An 18,917-nucleotide genomic window follows, 5' to 3' on the forward strand; every position below is an offset into this window, starting at 1 on the left:
CTGACTTAACTCGTTTGGAATAGGAAGGTAATGGGGACTTTTTAACGAATTTATACCAGGAAAAATGTTAATGAAAATGAAAGCCAAAGGGGAATATTATGAGTTATTTAACATTTGAGAATGACGATAAGCTAAATCGAAAGACATTTGCGATTCAATTAACAAAAGTGTTATCAGAATCAAAAGAATATGTTAATGAAGGTTCTTTAGTAGTAGCTTTGAACTCTCCTTGGGGCACTGGAAAGAGCACCTTTATTAACATGTGGAAGAATTATATTTCTGATGAGTTTAAAGAAAGTTTTGACACGTTTTACTATAATGCTTGGTCATTTGATAATTGGGACAATGCATTGATCCCAATTGTAAACACATTAATAACACAGTATAAGTTTACTGGAATAAAAACTAAACTTAAAACGAACCTGATGGAGAAGGCTTTAGGAATTTCAAAGCATTTGACAGTAAGCACAGTGAAAAAATGGAGTGGCGTCGACCTAAATGAGATTGCGGATATTTTAGGAACTAGCGAAGCAGAAGTAATAGATTCTCTTAAGACTGATAGTAATTATGATCCATTCAAAGAACTTGAAGAATATGAAAAGATAAAAGATGAGTTTAAAAGTGTACTTACTGAAATTAGTAAAGAGAAAAAAATCGTACTATTCATTGACGAGTTAGATAGATGCAAACCACTATATGCAATTGAGACATTGGAAGCAGTGAAGCACTTTTTTGATATAGATAATATTATATTTGTTTTATCACTTGATATGGAGCAATTATCACATTCGATCTCAACAGTGTATGGTAATAATATGGACTCTCAGGGGTATTTAAGAAGATTCTTTAATTTAAATTTTAATATTCCTAGCCCAACAGTAGAGGAATATACGGAATTTATTTTCGAGCAAAAAGGAATAATAATAGAAAGCAATCTATGTAGTTTCTCTGTTAAACTTTTTAAGAGTTTAAAACTATCGTTAAGGGATATTAACACTGTCTCAACTAATATAAAACTATTATTTAATACTATTTTTGAAAGTGATACTGATATTAAAATGTTGGAAATTTATTTTTACCTTATAACCTTAAAATATAAAAAACCTGAAATTTATAAAACAATACTCACTAATAGATATCTAACATCAGAAAATAGATCAACTGGGAATTACGATACTCTTGAAACGTATTATTACAGATCAAATGATTTTAACGATAACATTTTAAGGTTTGTCAGAATATTGGAAAACGATGGTTCTCAAAGAACATTACTTAGTTTGATACAAGATAATAAAACCCAACAGGAATTAATATCTAATGAAAGAACTTATTCTGCTAAAGAATATCAGGATATTTTTAAAAGATTTGATATTTACTTTGTTGACGGTAAAGATATTTTCATTAATAAAAATTTATTGCAAACATCCATTTCACAATATCTGGATAGGAAGTTAGAATTGTTTTATTCATGGGAGACGTAGTACTTCTAGCGTGGTAGTACTTGTTTCAGAATAAGTCTACGGATCATGGGTTAAGCAACTACTTAAACTGTTTTTTATTAATATATTTTTTTAGCTAACTAGTTCAATTAATTCTTGGATATTAAATTTATTATGCAAAACAAACGCAAGAAATAGTGCCTCCTTGATCACTGATCAGGAGGTTTTGTCGTTTTATGTCAGATAAACTCGATCGAATGTTGTAGGTAATTCGTACTAAAAAGCGAAATCTGTATTATTGACAATAAAATAATAATGGTTGTTGCGAGGCTGTGGTGGACCGAGAGTACTAATGGCCTCAGGGGGGATGTTAGCGGTTCTATTTGAGCCTCCCTATCTCTCAAGTTTAAATCCAAAATAATAATTGAGGTGGTCAATCTTAACTTCGAGGTGCGTCAAGAAATAAGTCACGCTTCATGTTTTTTTCACTTATTCAAGAGAATAAACGCGATGCAAAGTTGCTCTAAAATGGGGGGAATTATGGCGAGTATCAATGAGCTTATTGATGAGATAACTCTGGTACTAAGAGAGGAAAAAACATATGATTTACCGACTGTTTGTACCCGATATGGATTGGAAAGTGGAGACGAATCTGAGGCTTTTCAAAGCAGACGAGTTTATGTCCAAAAAAGACTTAAAGGTAAAGATCAATTATTTCTATTGGACTTAGCTAAAAGGATTATTAGTGACTATGGATCGAAAGCTAACGCATTGCTTAAGTTAGTGCGTCGCCTCAATTCAACTGGACTTTTTATGATCAGTGAGATAACCAGGCGAAATATCATGGACGAGTTATACGCTAGGAACAATATTACGGGAAAATATGAATTGGTCGAGTTTCTCAACAGGATATGGAATCTAGACAGTATGCCTTCAACAGACTACAGGTTTAAGACAGCAGCGGGTGATGTATGGCAACACATGGTCAATAATTCTGACTGGGACGATGTTTACTTATTTGAAAAGTATTTAGAATTAATGATTGCAACCGATGAATTGTTTGTCAAATTTATTGAGCAGGTAGTGCATCCATTAGTGAGACCGCAAGTTGAGCAGGGTGAGTATATTGAAGCTATAAATAAGCACTTAGTTCATGATGGATTTAGTTTAATATTGGCAGAAAATATTTCAGGGTTTCCAGTCTATAAAATAGATAAGGTGCTCAATGGAGTAAAAGGCCATGTAAAAAACTTGATATTCGCGGCAGTTGGGCACAAGCCGGAAATTGTTATAAGTGATTCAATCAATAACGACATTAAAATCGTCAAATATGAAGATAACTGCTTGATTTATGATCGCCCTATTCCAAACACGGGGTTGTTTTGGACAGACCTTGTTTTTTGGTGGGCAGAAATGAACGATATTCAAAATCTTAGTAGAGAGACGGAAATTGAACTTTACAAAAGGCTATTCAGTTCCTTAGATTCTTTACCGGAGAAATTATTGTTTAAAAGCTATTTTAAGTATTTCAGGGAACAGTTTGACAAGAATTTCCCTGCTTTAATACCTCAAGTTTATTTACATTATGATCCTTACACTATTAGGCAAAGATCAGGAAAAGTGTACTTGCCGAGACAACGTATGGACTTTCTCTTGTTATTCTCAAACAAACAGCGAGTAGTCCTCGAAATAGACGGAAAGCAGCATTATTCCGATGGCGATATTTCCAATCCCAAAAAATATGCTGAGATGGTACAAGCAGATAGGGAGCTAAAACTGAACGGATATGAAGTGTACAGATTTGGGGGGTACGAATTGATGGACGAAGAAAGAGGGTCGGAAATTATAGTGGAGTTCTTCGAAGGATTATTCAAAAAACATGCTATTAGGTCATAATCAGTCTAATACAGCTATATAAGTACAGAAAGGTTTTGAAGATACTAGATATAGGATAATTGTCATCTGTAAAGTTTTTAATGTATAGGATTTACAATTGGAGGAATGTAAAGTGAAGATTAATTTCGATATGCTTGGTGGAGATAATTCTGCCGATACAGTCATAAACCCACGTGAGATATTCAGTTTATTACCAAAAAAAGATCCAATTTATAATTATCCTAGAGATGTCCAGACAGAGGTATGGAATAAATGGTTTGACGATAACGTTAGGAACAATGAGTACAATTTAATTAAAATGAATACAGGCAGTGGAAAAACAGTTGTTGGCCTGCTAATTCTTAAGAGTTGCTTAAATGAAGGAAAAGGTCCTGCTGTATACATAGTACCTGACCCCTATCTAGTCTCCCAGGTTTTTGAAGAAGCTAGAAAGTTAGGTATTGAGGTTACAGACGATGAAGACTCTATTAGTTTTAAGAAAGGTCAAGCAATTTTAGTTATTAATGTTTATAAGCTTTTTAACGGTAAGTCATCGTTTGGAGTTCACGAAAAAAGAATACCGATTGGAAGTATTATTATCGACGATGCCCATGCTTGTTTAGATATAACAGAGTCGCAGTTCACTATGGAAATCCCATATTCTACAGACCTCTATACCAAACTATATCGAATTTTTAAAGGTCCACTTACCGAACAATATCACACTGGAATTTTAGAATTGGAAGCTCAAAGCCCTACTGTAAATATGCTAGTTCCGTTTTGGTCTTGGCAAGATAATATTAAACAAGTGACAGAAATACTGTATGAAGCATATAGAATTGCAGAAGAAGATTATAGAAAGGGAAAAGCAGTCAAGGATTTCGATTCACTTCGATTTTCTTGGCAGTTACTTAAAAACTGTTTACCATTGAGTAGTTGTGTTTTCGGGAGTGATAAAATAGAAATCTCACCCAGATGCTTACCAATCGACTCTATTCCGAGTTTTGTAGATTGTAAGAGAAAAATCTTTATGAGTGCTACCCTGGCTGATGACAGCATACTAGTTTCGCATTTTAATATCGACACTGAAAAAATTAAGCTTACAATTACTCCAGAGTCTACGGACGACATTGGCGATAGAATGATTGTTATACCGCAAGAAGTGAATCCTGATATAAAAGATATTGACATTAAGGAATTTTTAAAGGAAGAGTCAAAAAAACATAATGTTGTTGTTATCGTCCCATCCCACTATCGTGCTCACTTTTGGAGTGACAGTTGTGATTTAATCCTTACAGCTTCAAACCTTCAAGAAGGCATAACAAGGCTTAAAAATGGCCATGTTGGACTTGTTGTACTTATAAATAAGTATGATGGAATTGATTTAGCTAAGGAAGCTTGCGAGATATTGGTTATTGATGGTTTGCCAGATGTTCGTAGACAGATAGACAAAATTGAGCAGGGAGTATTATTTGGCACAGATGATACTCTGTCAAAAACAATTCAAAGAATTGAACAAGGAATGGGAAGAGGAATTCGTTCTAAGGATGACTACTGTGTTGTTTTCCTAATGGGAAGAACACTCATTAACAATCTTTATGGTGAAGGTGCGATTGATAAATTTACCCCTGCTACTAAAGCGCAGATCAAGCTTTCCGAACAATTAGCTAAACAGGTTAAAGGGGCAAGTATATGGGAACTAAAGGATGTCATAAATTATAGTCTATATAGAAACACTTCATGGATCTCCAAGAGTAAAGGGGTACTATTACATCTCAAATATGATGCGACCTTTAAGGTAAATTCAGTTACTAAGAAACAACGCGAGGCTTTCAATGCTGCCTTGATTAGGGATTACACTAAGTCTGTTCAGCTTATCAATGAAGCGGTAAATGAAACTGCTGATTTGAAAAGTAAGGGATATTTGAAGCAACAGTTAGCTGAATATTTATATTTTATTGATCAAGAAGAATCACATGTTACCTTAAAATCTGCAGTTAATGATAATAACTTGGTTCTTCATCCACTAGAAGGCATTCAATATGCAAAGTTGCAGAGGTTTATAGGTAGTCAGGCAGTACAGGCTTCAACCTTCTTGGGTCAAAAATACAACACTACTAACAAGCTTGTAATAGGTGTAAATAAGCTACTAGAACAATTAGTCTTTAAACCTGACTCAGCCTCTGTGTTTGAGCAAGCATGCAAGGAACTGGCATATCATTTAGGATTCTCGGCACAAAGACCGGAGGCTGAGTACAAGAAAGGGCCAGATGTTTTATGGGAAATTGGAAATCTTGAGTATATCGTAATTGAGTGCAAGAATGGGGCTACCGCTCCAACAATAAATAAACATGACTGTAACCAATTAAATGGTTCCATAGTCTGGTTTCAAGAGAAGTATGATAGCTCTTGCAGATTTACGCCAGTCATGATCCATCCGTTTACAGTTTTTGAGTATGCCTCATCTCCAAATCCTAATATCCGGATTATGAATTCGGAGAAGTTGGAGTTATTAAAGTCAAGGGTGCTTGGGTTTACAAAAGCCATAGCGTCACATGGCTCTTTTCAAGATACAAGAAAAATTGATGAATTACTTAACATGTACTCGTTAAATGCTTCGATATTTATTCGAGAGTACACAGTTGGGTTCACTGTTAAATGAAGAATATGTAATTACGGAAACATTATTTCCTGTAACCAAATTTTGTAATGTATCGTAAGGCCCCTGTTAAGAAGCACTCACTGGGGCTTTTTATTGCTTGATAAAACATATACTCACGAAGGGGTTAAGTGGTTGTTAAGGTAAATACAAGCGAAGGCTTATATCTCGTAGGAGTTTTAGAGCTTTTTTGCATGCTACAGAACATCATAGATCTACCCAAATATCTGCAATTCGGTTTTATTATCTTTATACTTCATTCTCTGTCCACAAATAGTCTTCTCATACAAAAACAAGGAGACACTCCGATCCGAGTGTCTCCTTCTCATTTCTGTTGCTCAGCAAGATACCTCAAGTATCTCACATGCTCTAAAGCCTTCTTTTTATCTTCCTCGCTCAGTTTATCCAGTTCGAAAAAGAAGAGGTTTTCAAACTCTGAAAGTCCTGTGTCCTTTTTGTCGATAGGGGAGGGGGACTTATCATAATGAGTGTTGTCCTCTTTGACAATGAAATCAACATCTGTACGCCCAAGAAGGTAGTCAACAGAGACTCCAAAAAAGTCTGCTAGCTTTTGAAGGGTTTGGTTGTCAGGTTCATTATCCCCTGTTTCGTATTTTGCGTACGTTGAACGGTTAAAGCCTAAGGTCTCTGAGAGATCAAGCTGTGTCAGTTTTTTCGCTTTCCGGCACGCTTTTAAACGTTGTCCCAGGCTCATAGCACTTTCCTCCAAACTTACATGACTGAAGTCTATTATATGTGATAGAACATCACAAAAAAATAAATGTCCTGAAAAAGAACATTAAACGTTGACTGTGACGAATCGGAACATTATAATGTGATCATACAGAACATTATCTATTCGATAGGATGGTGAAGAAATGAAACGTCGTAATTGGTTAATAGACTTACGTTGTAGTAAGGGACTTACACAGGAAAAAGCAGCAAAGCTGGCTGGAGTAGAACGTTCTACCTATACAAAGGCGGAAAATGGAAGTTCGATAGCAGTCAAAACAGCAAAAAAAATTGCTGTGGCACTTGAGTGTGATTGGACACTTTTTTTTGAAAGTAAATGTGACAAAATAGGACAAAAAACAGCCTGAAAGGAGACTAACAATGATCAAACAACCTAAAGGAATCGAATTCCATCGTGAGTTCGCACCTGATATGAAACGAATGGTCCATGCTTTGGAGGTTTTGCTTAAGTCAAAGCCAGCAGAACCAAAAGAAGTCACTGAAACGGATCAACCAGTAAAGAAAGAGGAAACAGCCTAAAGGAGTTCTGAACGACCCTCACACAACTGCATAGAGCGCCGAAGAGCGGGAGCGAGCGAAGATATGAGCCGCGCCATAATACATTCCACCATTTCACCAGGTAAGGGTGATAACAAGGTCAAGGTGGGGTCACTGCCAAGACTCGACGCTGCATGCAGTTGTGTGATGAAAGTGAGGTGAGAAGTTATGAACCGTTCAAATGGCATTGCAAATTTAGAAAGAGTAATCGCAAACCACAAACAGAACGAGATTGAGGTGAAAATTTTAATCGGTAAAGACCGGTATCAGCACCTTAATGACACAATCAGAGGCGTGTTAGAGACAGCCGGTCTTACCGAAATGCAATCACAGCACCTACTTAGTCATCTAAGCGATACTTTTCGATTGGAACGTATACATGTTTAAAATCCACCTGAAAAAGATCATGGACTCCATCAGCATGTCGACTTCGTAGTTCGCTGTTCAACTCACTAGCAGTCCCTAAAGCATATTTAAGCATTTCTGTGAATTTCTCATCAAACTTTGCAACGCAAAATGGGCATTCAATCGGTAAGTTTTTATGCCAGTTGTTCCAATAGATAGGAAACTTGTTTTCGCAGTTAAAACATTTGACTTCCGCATAAGTAATCATATTTTCACCCCTTCTTTTTTCGGCCTCTGAAGAACGCCACTCTCCAAAGTTCACGTTCTTCCGACATCAGATTCGACAGGGATTATGGAAAGTCCTACCAGTTATTTCTTGTAAGGCTGGCCTAAAAGAAAAACCCCAAGGCGAGTAACCGAGGGGAAGTCTGAAAGATGAGCACAGTTTCATTGTAATTCGAAACCCAAATAGAAAAGAGGAGAACAGATGGGGAACAACAGCACTACAATCTCACTATACTCTCGCTCTCGGATACATGACATATGTGAATATGCTTATCAAAATCAGCGTACAGGCGAACAACTGACGTACGAATCACTTGGGAAGAGGCTAGGAAGATCGGCGCGCTGGGTATCGGATGTGATTAATGGTCGAGCGACACCGTCCCGAGAGGACGCGGAAGCGTTCGTGAAGGAATGTGGCAATCACCGATCGGTTCGAATGATAAAACATCTGTTTGGCGATGCACCACCGCCGACTGACCCGCGCTTGATGGTCAATCTTACAGCTACTTTATATAACCTCATCAAACAGTGCCAGGATGTAATCCATGAAGCACAGGCATTGATTGAATGGGAGCGTAAAAGGCGGCCATGGGATTCGTTATCGACAGATGAAGAAAGTCTCTTGAAGGAAGCAGGTAAGCAGATTGAAGACCTATTCCAGGCATGTGATGACGTACATATCTTGATGGACGAACGGTACGGGATTGATCCAGCCATTCATCAACACAACTGGTTATTAGAAGCAAGAGACCTGGAGATTGTCATAACCGATCCACGTGAGTTAATGCGCCGCGAACGACAAGAAATGTTATTTGCGGGAGGACGGGCTCAATGAAAACAAATCAAGACTGGAATCGGAGAATGCTCGAGGTACTCGAAAAAACATACCAATATGACGCTACTATGACGGAAGTTCTGATGCCGGAGGTCGCAAAGCAATACACGACAGCAGACGAACAAAACGAAAACTATCGTGATCGGTTGCTTCTATTTAAAGAAGATCTAGAGGAGGAGAAGGCATGAAGGAACTAACAACTGCTCAAGGTGTAATCGAGTTAGTATGCGACGGAGATCACCCGGTTGGACGCAAGGTGATTACTCTCGGGGAAATGGTTGAATTGGACCGAATGGTAGAAAAAGAGAAAACCACCCGCGGCGAACGGACGGCTTAGAAAAACATTACTAACCGAAGAGTACCATACCTGGATGGGGAGGACAAGCCTTTGAAAAAGTCAGTGACTTCTCAAATAGCAGAACTGCAGCGTGAACTTGAAAACGCAGAACAAGCATATCGACAAGCTGATGATGATTGGCGAGCGGTAGATGTGCAATACGTTCAAATGAAACGTCTTCGTGAGGAACTAGATGTTCATAAACGTGATTTGGCCCATGAAATAGAGTGGCGTGTAAGGGAGATCGCAGCATTAGAGGAGGAGATTAAGAATGCGCGCACCAGTGCTTGATTTTCAAGAGTATGTAGAGAAAACGGAGCCGAGCAGGCAGCGTGCTATAGAAACTTTGGCATTTGATATCGATAACAGTGGAATTGAATGGACAGTACGGGATGTTATCGAGGAGCTGGAGCTATTAGTTGATGGGAAAGCAACAATGGACTTTGAGGATTTCATTGATGGAATCAGAGAACAGGCAAGGCGCTTACTCAAATAGTCGAAACTGGGGCAACATTGCCTCAGTCTGCCGGGAATAACCTACCGGCACTGATGAGACAGGTTACATAGCGAGGGAGAAAGAGCGTGGCGCAGTCAAGGGAGCTGCAACGGCCGCGTAGAGGTTGGGACGCGGCACCTCGTATCCAAAAAGGAAAGGAGGATGAACGTGGTTTGGAGCAGGCCGTTCAATGTAAAGAAGCGTGAGGACTTGATCCGGAGAACAGGGACTCTGAAGCACAAGGTCATCGTCGTTGACGCAAAAGAAGAATTTCATGGTGTTGATGTCAAGGTACGAGATTTCCGAGGGGAAGAATACTGGACCACACTGGATGACATTGAGCTAGACAATGAAAAAGACTCCGCGGCAACGGAGTCTAGCGGCTAAAACTTGGTTATTTCTAGCGTAACGTGTTTACCTCTAAAAAACAAGAGGGAGGGACTGAGCATGCAAGCCATTCGCTTGGTGAATACGCTAAACATGCAGCATGAAGACTGGCTGGAACATCGACGTCTTGGAATTGGTGGTTCCGATGCTGCTGCGATTTGTGGGTTAAGTCGCTACAAATCATCGATGGCAGTTTATCTAGAGAAATTGGGAGAGCTACCTCCGGTAGAGGACAATCCAAAAATGAAGGCAGGACGACTTCTGGAACCTGTTATTGCTGAGTGGTTTGCAGAGGATACCGGATATAAAGTATGGCGCCAAAACGCGATATTCCAGCATCCTGAGCATCCCTTCATGTTAGCAAACATTGATCGCTGGCTACCTGGACAGAATGCAGGCTTGGAATGCAAGAACACATCTGAATATTGCAAGGATGACTGGTCTGGTACGCAGGCTCCAACGGAATACATTCTTCAATGCAACCATTACATGGCTGTTACTGGGGCAGATAGATGGTTCATCGCGGTGCTAATTGGGGGCTGGGATTTCCAATGGCGCGTGATCGAACGGGATGAAGAGCTGATCAAGAACCTGATTACTATTGAAAAGGGATTCTGGGAAGAGCATGTGATGGCAAAAGTTCCGCCAGTCTTTTCTCATCAAGATACTGAGTATCTCAAGGATGCATTTCCTGAATCTGTTTCAGATTCTTCGATTGAGCTACCTGAGGAGGCATACCCGATTATCCAAGAGTTGCATCTAGCAAGAGTAGCTAAAAGCCAAGCCGAACAGCGAGAGGAAGCAGCAAAGAATCAGATTAAGGGCTATATGCAGACAAGCGAAAGAGCGTATTTTCAAGGGGATCTTCGGTTTACATGGAAGACCGGGAAGCGCGGCCGAATATTTCGGGTAATTGGAGGCGATGAATAATGTCTGAAGCCAAGACGGTAAATCAGTCAGCCTTAGCCGGGCAGTTAGCACAGCGCACGATGACTAAGGCTGAAAACTTTAACGCAGTGATCAAGAAAGAGCTTGCCGACAACTTTCAAGCTATTAAATCGTTGGTTCCAAAGCACATGACACCGGAGCGTTTAGCTCGAATCACATTAACAGCTATCAGTAGGACACCAGCACTTATTGATTGCACACCTGCTTCAATTGTCGGAGCTGTAATGAACTGCGCGACGTTGGGACTGGAGCCTAATTTAATCGGACACGCCTATTTAGTTCCGTTCAAAAACAACCGTACTAAGCAAATGGAATGCCAGTTTCAGATTGGATATAAAGGACAGATTGATTTGATTCGGCGCACTGGTGATGTTTCTAAGATTTATGCTGAGACCGTCTACGAAAACGACTTGTTCATTTACATCAAAGGTGAGGACAAGCGTCTAGTCCATGTTCCTTTTGATATGCTGCACCACCTAGAGAACTTCACTCCGAATAAGGATGATTTCATGGACATTATGATGGCCCAAGCTATCGGGGCGATTAAATCTAGGGGAGCAAATGATCAAGGGAAGCCAGTTCGTTACTATTCAGCTTATCGACTAAAAGATGGAGCTTTTGATTTTGTAACCATGACTGCCGAGCAATGCCAAAAGCATGCCATGGCGCATTCCGCAGCCAAAAAAGACGGAAAGCTAGTAGGTCCATGGAAAGACCACTTTGAGAGTATGTGCAAGAAAACCTGCATCAAGGAAATGGCGAAATACATGCCGATTAGCATCGAAGTGCAGGAGAAGCTTTCGACTGATGAAGCCGTTCTGAAGCTTCGGAAAGATAACGGAATTGAGTCAGACAACATTTTCGATGTGGATTATAAGGTCGTAGAAGAAGGTCAGGCTGAACCCGATGAAGAGGCAGCTGAGTAATGATAGAGCGATGGTTTCTACTCCCCGACATGTATCGAGTGTTTGAAGATACCGAGACGCTAAAACGATTCGCAGCGGCATTCATGAGGAGGTACTATCCGGAATGGACTCCAATCAAGATAAAGCAGTATAGAGTACTTGCACAAAAGGAAGGCGATAAAAATGAGCATGTTCATTGAAGTTCGAGCCGTTCCTAAACCTACATTTAAGCGAAGAGTTAAGAAACAAAAGGATCGCGGGAAGATTACTTCCAAAGTTCTCGCTGAGGTGTGGGAACGGGATAAGGGCTGCTGCGTGCTTTGTAAGAAAAGTAGTAAGCAAGTATGGACATTAGAAGGGCACCACATTATCTTCCGAAGCCAAGGAGGAACTGGGGAGCCCTGGAACGTTGCATTGGCATGCGGACCAGTTACACAGACTGGGACGTGTCACTGGAAGGCTCATAACACGCGAGCGGGTCGCTTAGCGTTTATTGAATACCAACAAAGCACTCTCCTTCCTTTCTATCAGGGAGGAGCATCATAGCCGGGAGGAGTTGAGGGAAGTGGCTAGAGCAAGGAACATCAAACCAGGATTTTTTAAAAACGAGGACCTGTCTGATCTCAGTCCCCACACAAGATTATTGTTCATTGGTTTGTGGTGCTTAGCTGATCGTGAGGGGTTTCTAGAGGATAGACCAAAGAGAATTAAGGGTGAGCTTTTCCCATATGAGAATGTCGAGGTAGACCAGTGCTTGCAGGAATTACATCACGCTGGCTTTATCATCAGATACGAAGTGGATGGAGAGCGTTTCATTAGTATTCCAAAATTTAAGGACCATCAAAATCCTCATCATAGAGAAGCAGCGAGCAAAATACCAAAGCCCGAAGTAGGTAAGGACAAGCCTAGGGCTGTGACCGACCAAGGTAAGGCACAGCCTCAGAACAGCCTAGGGCTTTCCTCGGAAATTCCGTACCTAGGTAGTGACGAGCCTACTAAAAGCCCTGCTGATTCTCTGATTCCTGATTCCCTTAAACTGATTCCTGATACCACTACTACTGATTCCAAGGCACGGTATAAAAGCGTCGTGGTGGTAGGTGGTAGGGACCTACATGTATTTAACAGCGTGATTGACCAATATAAATACTATTTCAACTTTGACCCTAATCCAGTCATCATGCAGTTATTACATAGCTATCTCGATGACGGGTTACAGCTGGACATGTTGGCTTGGGTAATGCGATATGCAGCCGAAAAAGGTAAGGGTTGGGATTACGCAAAAGGAACGCTTGAGAAGATGTTCGTTCAAGGGGTGCGTACTGCTGAACAAGCAGAGAAGGCTAATCAGGAGTTCCAACAACAGCAATCGCAAAAGGTTGTACCGATCAGAGATAGCAAGCTAAGAGCAGACAGTCTCCCAGCATCTGTTCAGTGGCAAATGGAGCAAGAAAGGGCAGGGGCGTTCCAGTCCCGGGAATCACCGCGCTTATTACGTGATGACCCGGAACTAATGGGAATGCTAGACCGTATGAGACGGTCAAGGACAACAGGTAGCTAGACCACTGAATGTTACGACAGACTGGGCGTTTTACCGAATGAATTATCTGGGGTAAGCTCGCCCATGGCTGCCAAATAGCTCATGAATATGGCGATAAACCCTTACATGCATATCAGGGAAAACAAAAGCAACGTCTCCAGGAGTAAGCTTCAGCTTATCCGAGGGCTGTTCAATAGCAAACGGTATCTCCATAGATTGTAATGTTTCTTTCAAGTAACCCACTTCGGACCAAGACACCGAATAGTAAAACGACTTTTCCACGTGACCAACTCCTTCGTCATCATTATGCCACGAGGAGACTGGAACAAAAAAGATAGGAACACAAGCTCAATTGAATAAAGCCCCCAAGTGGAGGCTTACACAAATTACATTGGGGGTATAGGCGTACAATCGTAGGGTCTACCACCACCACCCCAGCCAGGCGGGTAGCCACAATCGGGTTCAGCAGCTTGCACGCTCGACAAAGGAGCTACAAGCATAGCAACAGTAAATGCAATAACAAATAACTTTTTCATAAAGTCACCTCATTTCAAAATGGTTCGTTGATACATTAACGATATTAGGACTTATTGGAAAATATGTGCGGATTATAGGCTTTGTAAATTGCTCAGGGAGAAAAGAGAGGGGTGACGGGGATTGAAAATAGCAAACGTCCTCTCGGTATCAGGCGGCAAAGACAGCGCCGCAATGTGGATTTACGCAACAAAGGAACTGGGACAGACAGTAATCCCAGTCTTCGCAGACACAGGCCATGAACACCCAATGACATACAAATATCTTAGCTATTTGGAACAACAGCTCGGTGCTATCAAACGGGTGAAAGCAGATTTCACCGAACGGATCGCAAAGAAGCGATTGTATGTTCAAGAGCACTGGCCTCGAAAGCTGACAGCAGACGTCCCGGGTCGCTGGCATTATGAGTATTCGGAAGATGATGAGCCTGATGATAGGCCAGATTGGGAGCCAGTAGACAAGCAAAAGGCACATAAATCTGGTGACTGGGAATGGCTACCCGAACAGAAAGGCATGAGCGAATCTGAAGCAGCTGCTGTGGTGGATAGAGCCTTGATGGCTTTGCACCCTACCGGAATTCCGTTTCTTGACCTGTGCCTTTGGAAGGGCAGATTCCCTTCGACCAAAGCAAGGTTCTGCACTCAGTTTCTAAAGGTGGAGGTCATCCAGGAACAGGTGTATGAACCGCTACTACTTGAAGGATACGACATCGTAAGCTGGCAAGGTGTACGGGCCGAAGAGAGCCGAGCGCGGGCTAACCTGCCTGAGCATGAAGACGGGGAAGGATTCTCAGTTTACCGACCATTGATCCGCTGGACGGTAGCAGACGTTTTCGCAATGCATCGTCGCCACAACATCGAACCAAACCCGTTGTACAAGCTCGGAATGGGCCGGGTCGGCTGCATGCCATGCATCAACTGCAACAAGGCAGAACTTTTTGAAATAGCCCGAAGGTTCCCGGAGGAAATAGCGAGGGTGGCTGAGTGGGAGCAGTTGGTCAAGCTTGCATCAAAGCGTGGAGCCGCAACCTTCTTTCCCACGGCCCACGGTCAGGGAAACGACATCTACGAGTGGGTAGATTGGTCCAAGACTTCATATGGTGGGAAGCAGCTTGATCTTGTCAAAGCAATCGAATTTGAAAACGTGCCAGCGTGTTCCAGCGCTTACGGCCTGTGCGAGTGAGGTGTACGGGATGAGGAAATTTCACGAGTTTGATTGCAAGTGTTGCGGTAAGCAGGGCCGTGAGCTGCGGCGTATCGACTTCAAGCGTCAATGCCCTTGGTCCATCATAGCCCACATGCAATGCGATCCATGCAAAGTTAGATGGACCACATACATCCGTGATGAGAGTAGGAATACACCGTTTGATGTGTTCGACGAAGAAGCTGTATGACGCTGGATACACAGTGCTCAGAAAGATAAACCGTATGTAAAAATCGCCTCTCTAAGGACAGGGTGTCCGAAAATGATGAATAGCAGGAGCAAAATTACTGATAATCCACCAACTAAACTTACCGTAGCAAACCCTTTATGTACTTTTCCGATCAATGGAAATATTGCAATCAGTAGTATTCCAAGAGATAAGACAAGAAGTAACAGCATTTTAAAAATCAATGGTTCATACATTACAAATCCTCCTTAGGAAATCCAACAAATACCAATTGTATCCCATATGGAGGACATTAGGAAGTTGCTTTACAAATTGTGTAGGGAAATAATTATTGGTTGCCAATATTTTTAACATCCAGAACTCTCTTCAATTGTTCATCAAGATTCCAATTTAGTGGCTTAGGTTCTCCAACCGAGCAATTCTTGGAACAGGATATGTCGGTGAAGGAAATCAAAGATTTGATAGATATCAAGCTGGATATGATGCTGTTTTTTCCCGAAGACAAGGCAGCGCTTATTGATGACATAAAGAAACTGCGAAGCAGGCTTATAGAAGCAGCTTGAATGGAGGGAACCAAGTGAAAGCCATAACCATTCACCAGCCATGGGCGACACTGATCGCCCTCGGGGAAAAACGATTCGAAACTAGAGGCTGGCCAACTAGGTACCGCGGACCCATTGGGATTCATGCCGCTAAGAAAGTGGACAAGGAGATTTGCCTACAAGAGCCTTTCCGAAGTGTTTTGGATTTGCACGGGTATACAGCAGACAATTTGCCAACCGGGGCGATTGTGGCAACATGTAGTCTTAATGATTGTCTCCCAATTTCTTTATCGGATGACGGAATCATTGCGTATGGCGGTGAAACCGGACACAAGTCGATAAGGATCGACGGACATGAAAGGCTCTTCGGATGGTTTGAACCAGGTCGGTACGCCTGGGAAATGACGAACGTAAAACGAATCGATCCGGTGCCAGCAAAAGGGCAGCAAGGACTCTGGAATTGGGGAGGGGAACGGGATACAAGTAGTACGTAAGATAATGTTTCTGCGGATGGGAATAAACCGGCAATGGTTTTTTGGATATTTAAGCGTCGTTACGGATAAAAGACTAGGTGTTCCTTCTAGGTAGCTACATTTCAAATTAAGTTATTTGTGTCGACCTTCAGCAATTCTTGCAAGAACAAGTTTTCTAAGGTCATCATCTTGTTCATCAACAAGAATTTGAAGGGCCTTGAGAGTTGCCTTTTTATTAGCGGCAATGCTCCTTCTAACGGAAAAGTCAGGATCATGAGCAAGTTTTACTTGCAATTCTTCAGGGAGCTTATTTTTTGAAGCGACCATGCTTCGAACTCTCCACTCTGGATTTTTTGCAAGGAGCTTGAGGATCTCAATAGGAACTGTTTTGTTTTGAGCAACCCAAAAAGACATGTCTGGATAATGTTGAATTACCTCATGCCAAACATCCAATGGGGCTTCATCCCAAGCTGCACGAAGATATTCATCAGGATTCTCACTTGTTCTAAGTCTTACAAATTCTTCGGCGGATGTAATCACATAATCATTCCTCTTCGCTGATGGTGCTGGGATTATCTTACAACAACGTCAGTGAAAAATCATTAGCTTAACAAAACATTACTTGTGAGAAGAGGAAAGTCGAATGAAGCGTAGCAGACATATTTTCCTAGTTAATTTGCAAGCGAAAAGATAAAACTCCTGCAAGGAGACAGGAGTCGAAATGTTTGCTCGATATATCGAGACTTCTGACAAAACCAAAGCAATTGAACAGCTGCGTGTCCATCAAATTTCCTTTTATGGCGATTTAGTTATTACCCAAGTTAATACTCTTCTATAAGCGTTAGTTGGGTTATAGATCTGCATAAACCATCTATCTAGTCCAAGTGGGTAATTTGCAAGCACATATACAGGTTCAAGTTGTTCAATGATCCATCCAGCGCTGATAACCCTCCTAGTACCTTCTGGTGCTGGTATCAAGTTAATATATTCATATGAATATGGTCTAATTTCGATGGGCTGAAACCTGTGGCGCCAAAAGCCATTTCCGAGACTCTCTGTTATACGTACATTTTTCCGACTTAGGGTGATGATTTTTGTCCGTTTTACGCCTCCTTTTTTCACAATCTTGGATGATGATCTTTTTTTCTTTTTCACGTTTTCACCTTCTACACTAATTTAAGTTTCGTAGGATCAACATATGAAGGAAAAGAAATAATGCTTGGACTAATTTACATGAGTTGAAAAAATGGGGGAATTCAATAATTAGAGATCGGACTGAACAATTGAACCTAGAGTTGCTGCAGGATTTTTAACACATGAGAAATTGTGATGAAGGGGGTATAGAAAGGAGATAGAAATGTAGAAAGACGACCCTATTTTACAAAGGCCGTCTGCTGAATTCCTTATATCGGGTGCCTTGATAAGTTAATATGCCTGTATCACCTTCGACCAGCAAGCCATACTCACTACCTTTTACATGGAATTCTAGTCTTTCTCCATTGCTGAGTTCAAAAGTAAGGTAATAGTATGTGGATACACTGGTATCATTACCGCCACCTGAAGTGCTAGTGCGTTTACCAATTATTTTTGCAGGTTGAGTTAAGATTGGGGAGGCATTATTTGACATCCAAATCCTGATACCATTTATAATCGCTCCTAAGATGAAAAGTACAATTATTCCAGCAATCACTAAAAACCACCAGGGCGGACCAAAACCACTAGAGAAAGATGGTCCAAAGTCATTTGTGAACATTCTATAATCACTCCAATATTTTCGGTTACATGTTATACGTAAAAATATGGTTGTTGTTTCCTTTTAAAGTAAAAAGTCTATTTAACATACTATTTCGGGAGTCAATTAAAAGAGACAAAAAAAGAAGCCCCCAAATGGGAGCCCGTATATATGTTCGCCTAAACTAATTATATCACGGGCTTGCCGCGAGGGGGAATTGGAAAGATGAGCGCACAAGAGCAACTGTCATTTCTGGAACCAGTAGATGAAAAAGAAGTCAGAAAGGCTGTTGTCAAAGCATTAAAAGAGTATAAAGCCCTTCGTGTTGCTGTACAAAATAAACAAGAGCGACAGGAGAAGGGTATCGATCAACTGTTTCCACGGCTTCAAAAGTCTGAGTCCACGAATGAGTTGAAAGCAAGACAGATTGAAAGGGCATTACAGTATTCGTTGGATGAAGTAGAGCGTCAGATCATCGAAGAGAAGTATCTCAGCACATCACGTGTAAAAGACATCAACGTTTATCTTGATATGGGCCTGACAAAGGACCAATACTATGAGAGAAAAAAAGATGCTATACGTCAAATTGCTACGGCACTCGGGATGATCTGAGTGTCTTTTTTATGCCGAAAAGACCGACAAAAACCCGACAAAAAGCTGGATAAAACCCGGACAAAATCAGGGATAAAAGGCAGGACGATTTGAAATGTTATGGACGGTAATCTTGAGTCAAGAGCAAGCGACATCGGCTCTTGGGAGATACCGTCTATCCCTTATCAATGACGCACCGGTACATGTCGAATGGACGATGAAAGCTGTTGGTTTACCAAGCAGAGCAGCAGGAGTCCTAGCACGCATGATGTGATTTAACACAAAGCATGCCTTGGAGTTGCGGCGAAGGGTACGGG

General features: G+C 41.2%; 27 protein-coding genes. 20 read left to right on the forward strand and 7 right to left on the reverse strand.

Annotated elements, in window-relative coordinates:
• Positions 1–98: 98 nt before the first annotated feature.
• The 3 genes from FB479_RS02635 (at position 99) to FB479_RS02645 (ending at position 5,976) form a co-directional block, all read left to right on the forward strand.
• Entirely contained in the window at positions 99–1,481 is a 1,383-nt protein-coding gene (locus tag FB479_RS02635; protein ID WP_142062142.1) for a KAP family P-loop NTPase fold protein, read from the forward strand.
• Between the two features lie 498 nt (positions 1,482–1,979).
• The gene (locus FB479_RS02640; RefSeq protein WP_142062145.1) at positions 1,980–3,335 is read left to right on the forward strand and encodes an AbiJ-related protein; all 1,356 of its coding nucleotides are present in this window, start codon (positions 1,980–1,982) and stop codon (positions 3,333–3,335) included.
• A gap of 112 nt (positions 3,336–3,447) precedes the next feature.
• On the forward strand, positions 3,448–5,976 hold the full coding sequence (locus FB479_RS02645; RefSeq protein WP_221629569.1) for a DEAD/DEAH box helicase family protein: 2,529 nt from the start codon (positions 3,448–3,450) through the stop codon (positions 5,974–5,976).
• 322 nt (positions 5,977–6,298) lie between these two features.
• Here the strand turns inward: FB479_RS02645 and FB479_RS02650 are convergent, their stop codons facing one another.
• Complete coding sequence (locus FB479_RS02650; RefSeq protein ID WP_142062148.1) at positions 6,299–6,688, reverse strand: helix-turn-helix domain-containing protein; 390 nt, start codon at positions 6,686–6,688, stop codon at positions 6,299–6,301.
• Positions 6,689–6,851: 163 nt separating this feature from the next.
• Between FB479_RS02650 and FB479_RS02655 the strand changes: the two genes are divergently transcribed.
• Both FB479_RS02655 and FB479_RS30310 read left to right on the forward strand, forming a co-directional pair.
• A complete protein-coding gene (locus FB479_RS02655; protein ID WP_142062151.1) occupies positions 6,852–7,073 on the forward strand; it encodes a helix-turn-helix transcriptional regulator in 222 nt (73 codons plus the stop codon).
• A 13-nt stretch (positions 7,074–7,086) separates the two neighbouring features.
• Positions 7,087–7,245, forward strand: a complete 159-nt coding sequence (locus tag FB479_RS30310) for a hypothetical protein (RefSeq protein WP_185746314.1) — start codon at positions 7,087–7,089, stop codon at positions 7,243–7,245.
• Positions 7,246–7,603: 358 nt separating this feature from the next.
• On the opposite strand, the gene FB479_RS02660 is transcribed toward FB479_RS30310, so the two are convergent.
• Complete coding sequence (locus tag FB479_RS02660; RefSeq protein WP_142062154.1) at positions 7,604–7,876, reverse strand: hypothetical protein; 273 nt, start codon at positions 7,874–7,876, stop codon at positions 7,604–7,606.
• Between the two features lie 219 nt (positions 7,877–8,095).
• Here FB479_RS02660 and FB479_RS02665 point away from each other — a divergent pair, with 219 nt between their 5' ends.
• The 10 genes from FB479_RS02665 (at position 8,096) to FB479_RS02710 (ending at position 13,359) form a co-directional block, all read left to right on the forward strand.
• Positions 8,096–8,728 (forward strand): helix-turn-helix domain-containing protein, encoded by a 633-nt coding sequence (locus FB479_RS02665; RefSeq protein ID WP_142062156.1) that lies wholly within the window; start codon positions 8,096–8,098, stop codon positions 8,726–8,728.
• The gene (locus tag FB479_RS02670; RefSeq protein ID WP_142062159.1) at positions 8,725–8,916 is read left to right on the forward strand and encodes a hypothetical protein; all 192 of its coding nucleotides are present in this window, start codon (positions 8,725–8,727) and stop codon (positions 8,914–8,916) included. The genes FB479_RS02665 and FB479_RS02670 overlap by 4 nt, the downstream gene beginning before the upstream one ends.
• On the forward strand, positions 8,913–9,065 hold the full coding sequence (locus FB479_RS30315; RefSeq protein WP_185746315.1) for a hypothetical protein: 153 nt from the start codon (positions 8,913–8,915) through the stop codon (positions 9,063–9,065). Before FB479_RS02670 ends, FB479_RS30315 begins: the two co-directional genes overlap by 4 nt.
• Before the next feature lie 51 nt (positions 9,066–9,116).
• Positions 9,117–9,356 (forward strand): hypothetical protein, encoded by a 240-nt coding sequence (locus FB479_RS02675; protein ID WP_142062162.1) that lies wholly within the window; start codon positions 9,117–9,119, stop codon positions 9,354–9,356.
• Positions 9,337–9,561 carry a hypothetical protein gene (locus tag FB479_RS02680; RefSeq protein ID WP_142062165.1) on the forward strand — a complete coding sequence of 75 codons (225 nt, stop codon included), beginning with the start codon at positions 9,337–9,339 and terminating at the stop codon, positions 9,559–9,561. Before FB479_RS02675 ends, FB479_RS02680 begins: the two co-directional genes overlap by 20 nt.
• Positions 9,562–9,729: 168 nt before the next feature.
• Positions 9,730–9,948, forward strand: a complete 219-nt coding sequence (locus tag FB479_RS02685; RefSeq protein WP_255438253.1) for a hypothetical protein — start codon at positions 9,730–9,732, stop codon at positions 9,946–9,948.
• A gap of 60 nt (positions 9,949–10,008) precedes the next feature.
• On the forward strand, positions 10,009–10,878 hold the full coding sequence (locus FB479_RS02690) for a YqaJ viral recombinase family nuclease (RefSeq protein ID WP_142062171.1): 870 nt from the start codon (positions 10,009–10,011) through the stop codon (positions 10,876–10,878).
• The gene (locus FB479_RS02695) at positions 10,878–11,822 is read left to right on the forward strand and encodes a recombinase RecT (RefSeq protein ID WP_142062174.1); all 945 of its coding nucleotides are present in this window, start codon (positions 10,878–10,880) and stop codon (positions 11,820–11,822) included. The genes FB479_RS02690 and FB479_RS02695 overlap by 1 nt, the downstream gene beginning before the upstream one ends.
• 168 nt (positions 11,823–11,990) lie before the next feature.
• Positions 11,991–12,347 (forward strand): HNH endonuclease, encoded by a 357-nt coding sequence (locus FB479_RS02705; protein WP_255438277.1) that lies wholly within the window; start codon positions 11,991–11,993, stop codon positions 12,345–12,347.
• Between the two features lie 19 nt (positions 12,348–12,366).
• The gene (locus tag FB479_RS02710; protein WP_142062183.1) at positions 12,367–13,359 is read left to right on the forward strand and encodes a DnaD domain-containing protein; all 993 of its coding nucleotides are present in this window, start codon (positions 12,367–12,369) and stop codon (positions 13,357–13,359) included.
• Positions 13,360–13,401: 42 nt separating this feature from the next.
• Here FB479_RS02710 and FB479_RS02715 read toward each other — a convergent pair whose 3' ends face one another.
• The gene (locus tag FB479_RS02715) at positions 13,402–13,620 is read right to left on the reverse strand and encodes a hypothetical protein (RefSeq protein ID WP_041749502.1); all 219 of its coding nucleotides are present in this window, start codon (positions 13,618–13,620) and stop codon (positions 13,402–13,404) included.
• A gap of 375 nt (positions 13,621–13,995) precedes the next feature.
• Here FB479_RS02715 and FB479_RS02720 point away from each other — a divergent pair, with 375 nt between their 5' ends.
• Positions 13,996–15,054, forward strand: coding sequence for a phosphoadenosine phosphosulfate reductase family protein (locus FB479_RS02720; RefSeq protein ID WP_255438254.1), 1,059 nt, complete (start codon positions 13,996–13,998; stop codon positions 15,052–15,054).
• Positions 15,055–15,282: 228 nt separating this feature from the next.
• Here the strand turns inward: FB479_RS02720 and FB479_RS02725 are convergent, their stop codons facing one another.
• Positions 15,283–15,498 carry a hypothetical protein gene (locus tag FB479_RS02725; protein ID WP_106653783.1) on the reverse strand — a complete coding sequence of 72 codons (216 nt, stop codon included), beginning with the start codon at positions 15,496–15,498 and terminating at the stop codon, positions 15,283–15,285.
• Positions 15,499–15,702: 204 nt separating this feature from the next.
• Here FB479_RS02725 and FB479_RS30815 point away from each other — a divergent pair, with 204 nt between their 5' ends.
• Together FB479_RS30815 and FB479_RS02730 are read left to right on the forward strand one after the other, a co-directional pair.
• A complete protein-coding gene (locus tag FB479_RS30815) occupies positions 15,703–15,825 on the forward strand; it encodes a hypothetical protein (protein ID WP_255438255.1) in 123 nt (40 codons plus the stop codon).
• A gap of 14 nt (positions 15,826–15,839) precedes the next feature.
• Positions 15,840–16,298 carry an ASCH domain-containing protein gene (locus FB479_RS02730; RefSeq protein ID WP_142062187.1) on the forward strand — a complete coding sequence of 153 codons (459 nt, stop codon included), beginning with the start codon at positions 15,840–15,842 and terminating at the stop codon, positions 16,296–16,298.
• Between the two features lie 111 nt (positions 16,299–16,409).
• Here FB479_RS02730 and FB479_RS02735 read toward each other — a convergent pair whose 3' ends face one another.
• From FB479_RS02735 to FB479_RS02745, 3 genes are all read right to left on the reverse strand, one after another.
• Positions 16,410–16,817: a HEAT repeat domain-containing protein gene (locus FB479_RS02735; protein WP_142062190.1), complete on the reverse strand. Its 408-nt coding sequence runs from the start codon at positions 16,815–16,817 to the stop codon at positions 16,410–16,412.
• A 255-nt stretch (positions 16,818–17,072) separates the two neighbouring features.
• A complete protein-coding gene (locus FB479_RS02740; RefSeq protein WP_142062194.1) occupies positions 17,073–17,432 on the reverse strand; it encodes a hypothetical protein in 360 nt (119 codons plus the stop codon).
• Positions 17,433–17,655: 223 nt separating this feature from the next.
• Positions 17,656–18,030, reverse strand: a complete 375-nt coding sequence (locus tag FB479_RS02745; RefSeq protein WP_142062197.1) for a DUF2500 domain-containing protein — start codon at positions 18,028–18,030, stop codon at positions 17,656–17,658.
• A 204-nt stretch (positions 18,031–18,234) separates the two neighbouring features.
• Here FB479_RS02745 and FB479_RS02750 point away from each other — a divergent pair, with 204 nt between their 5' ends.
• Together FB479_RS02750 and FB479_RS30320 are read left to right on the forward strand one after the other, a co-directional pair.
• Positions 18,235–18,621: an ArpU family phage packaging/lysis transcriptional regulator gene (locus tag FB479_RS02750; protein WP_142062200.1), complete on the forward strand. Its 387-nt coding sequence runs from the start codon at positions 18,235–18,237 to the stop codon at positions 18,619–18,621.
• 94 nt (positions 18,622–18,715) lie between these two features.
• A complete protein-coding gene (locus tag FB479_RS30320; RefSeq protein ID WP_185746316.1) occupies positions 18,716–18,874 on the forward strand; it encodes a hypothetical protein in 159 nt (52 codons plus the stop codon).
• Positions 18,875–18,917: the final 43 nt, after the last annotated feature.

Origin of the sequence: Brevibacillus sp. AG162 (genome assembly GCF_006715575.1) — a bacterium.
Lineage (GTDB): Bacteria > Bacillota > Bacilli > Brevibacillales > Brevibacillaceae > Brevibacillus > Brevibacillus brevis.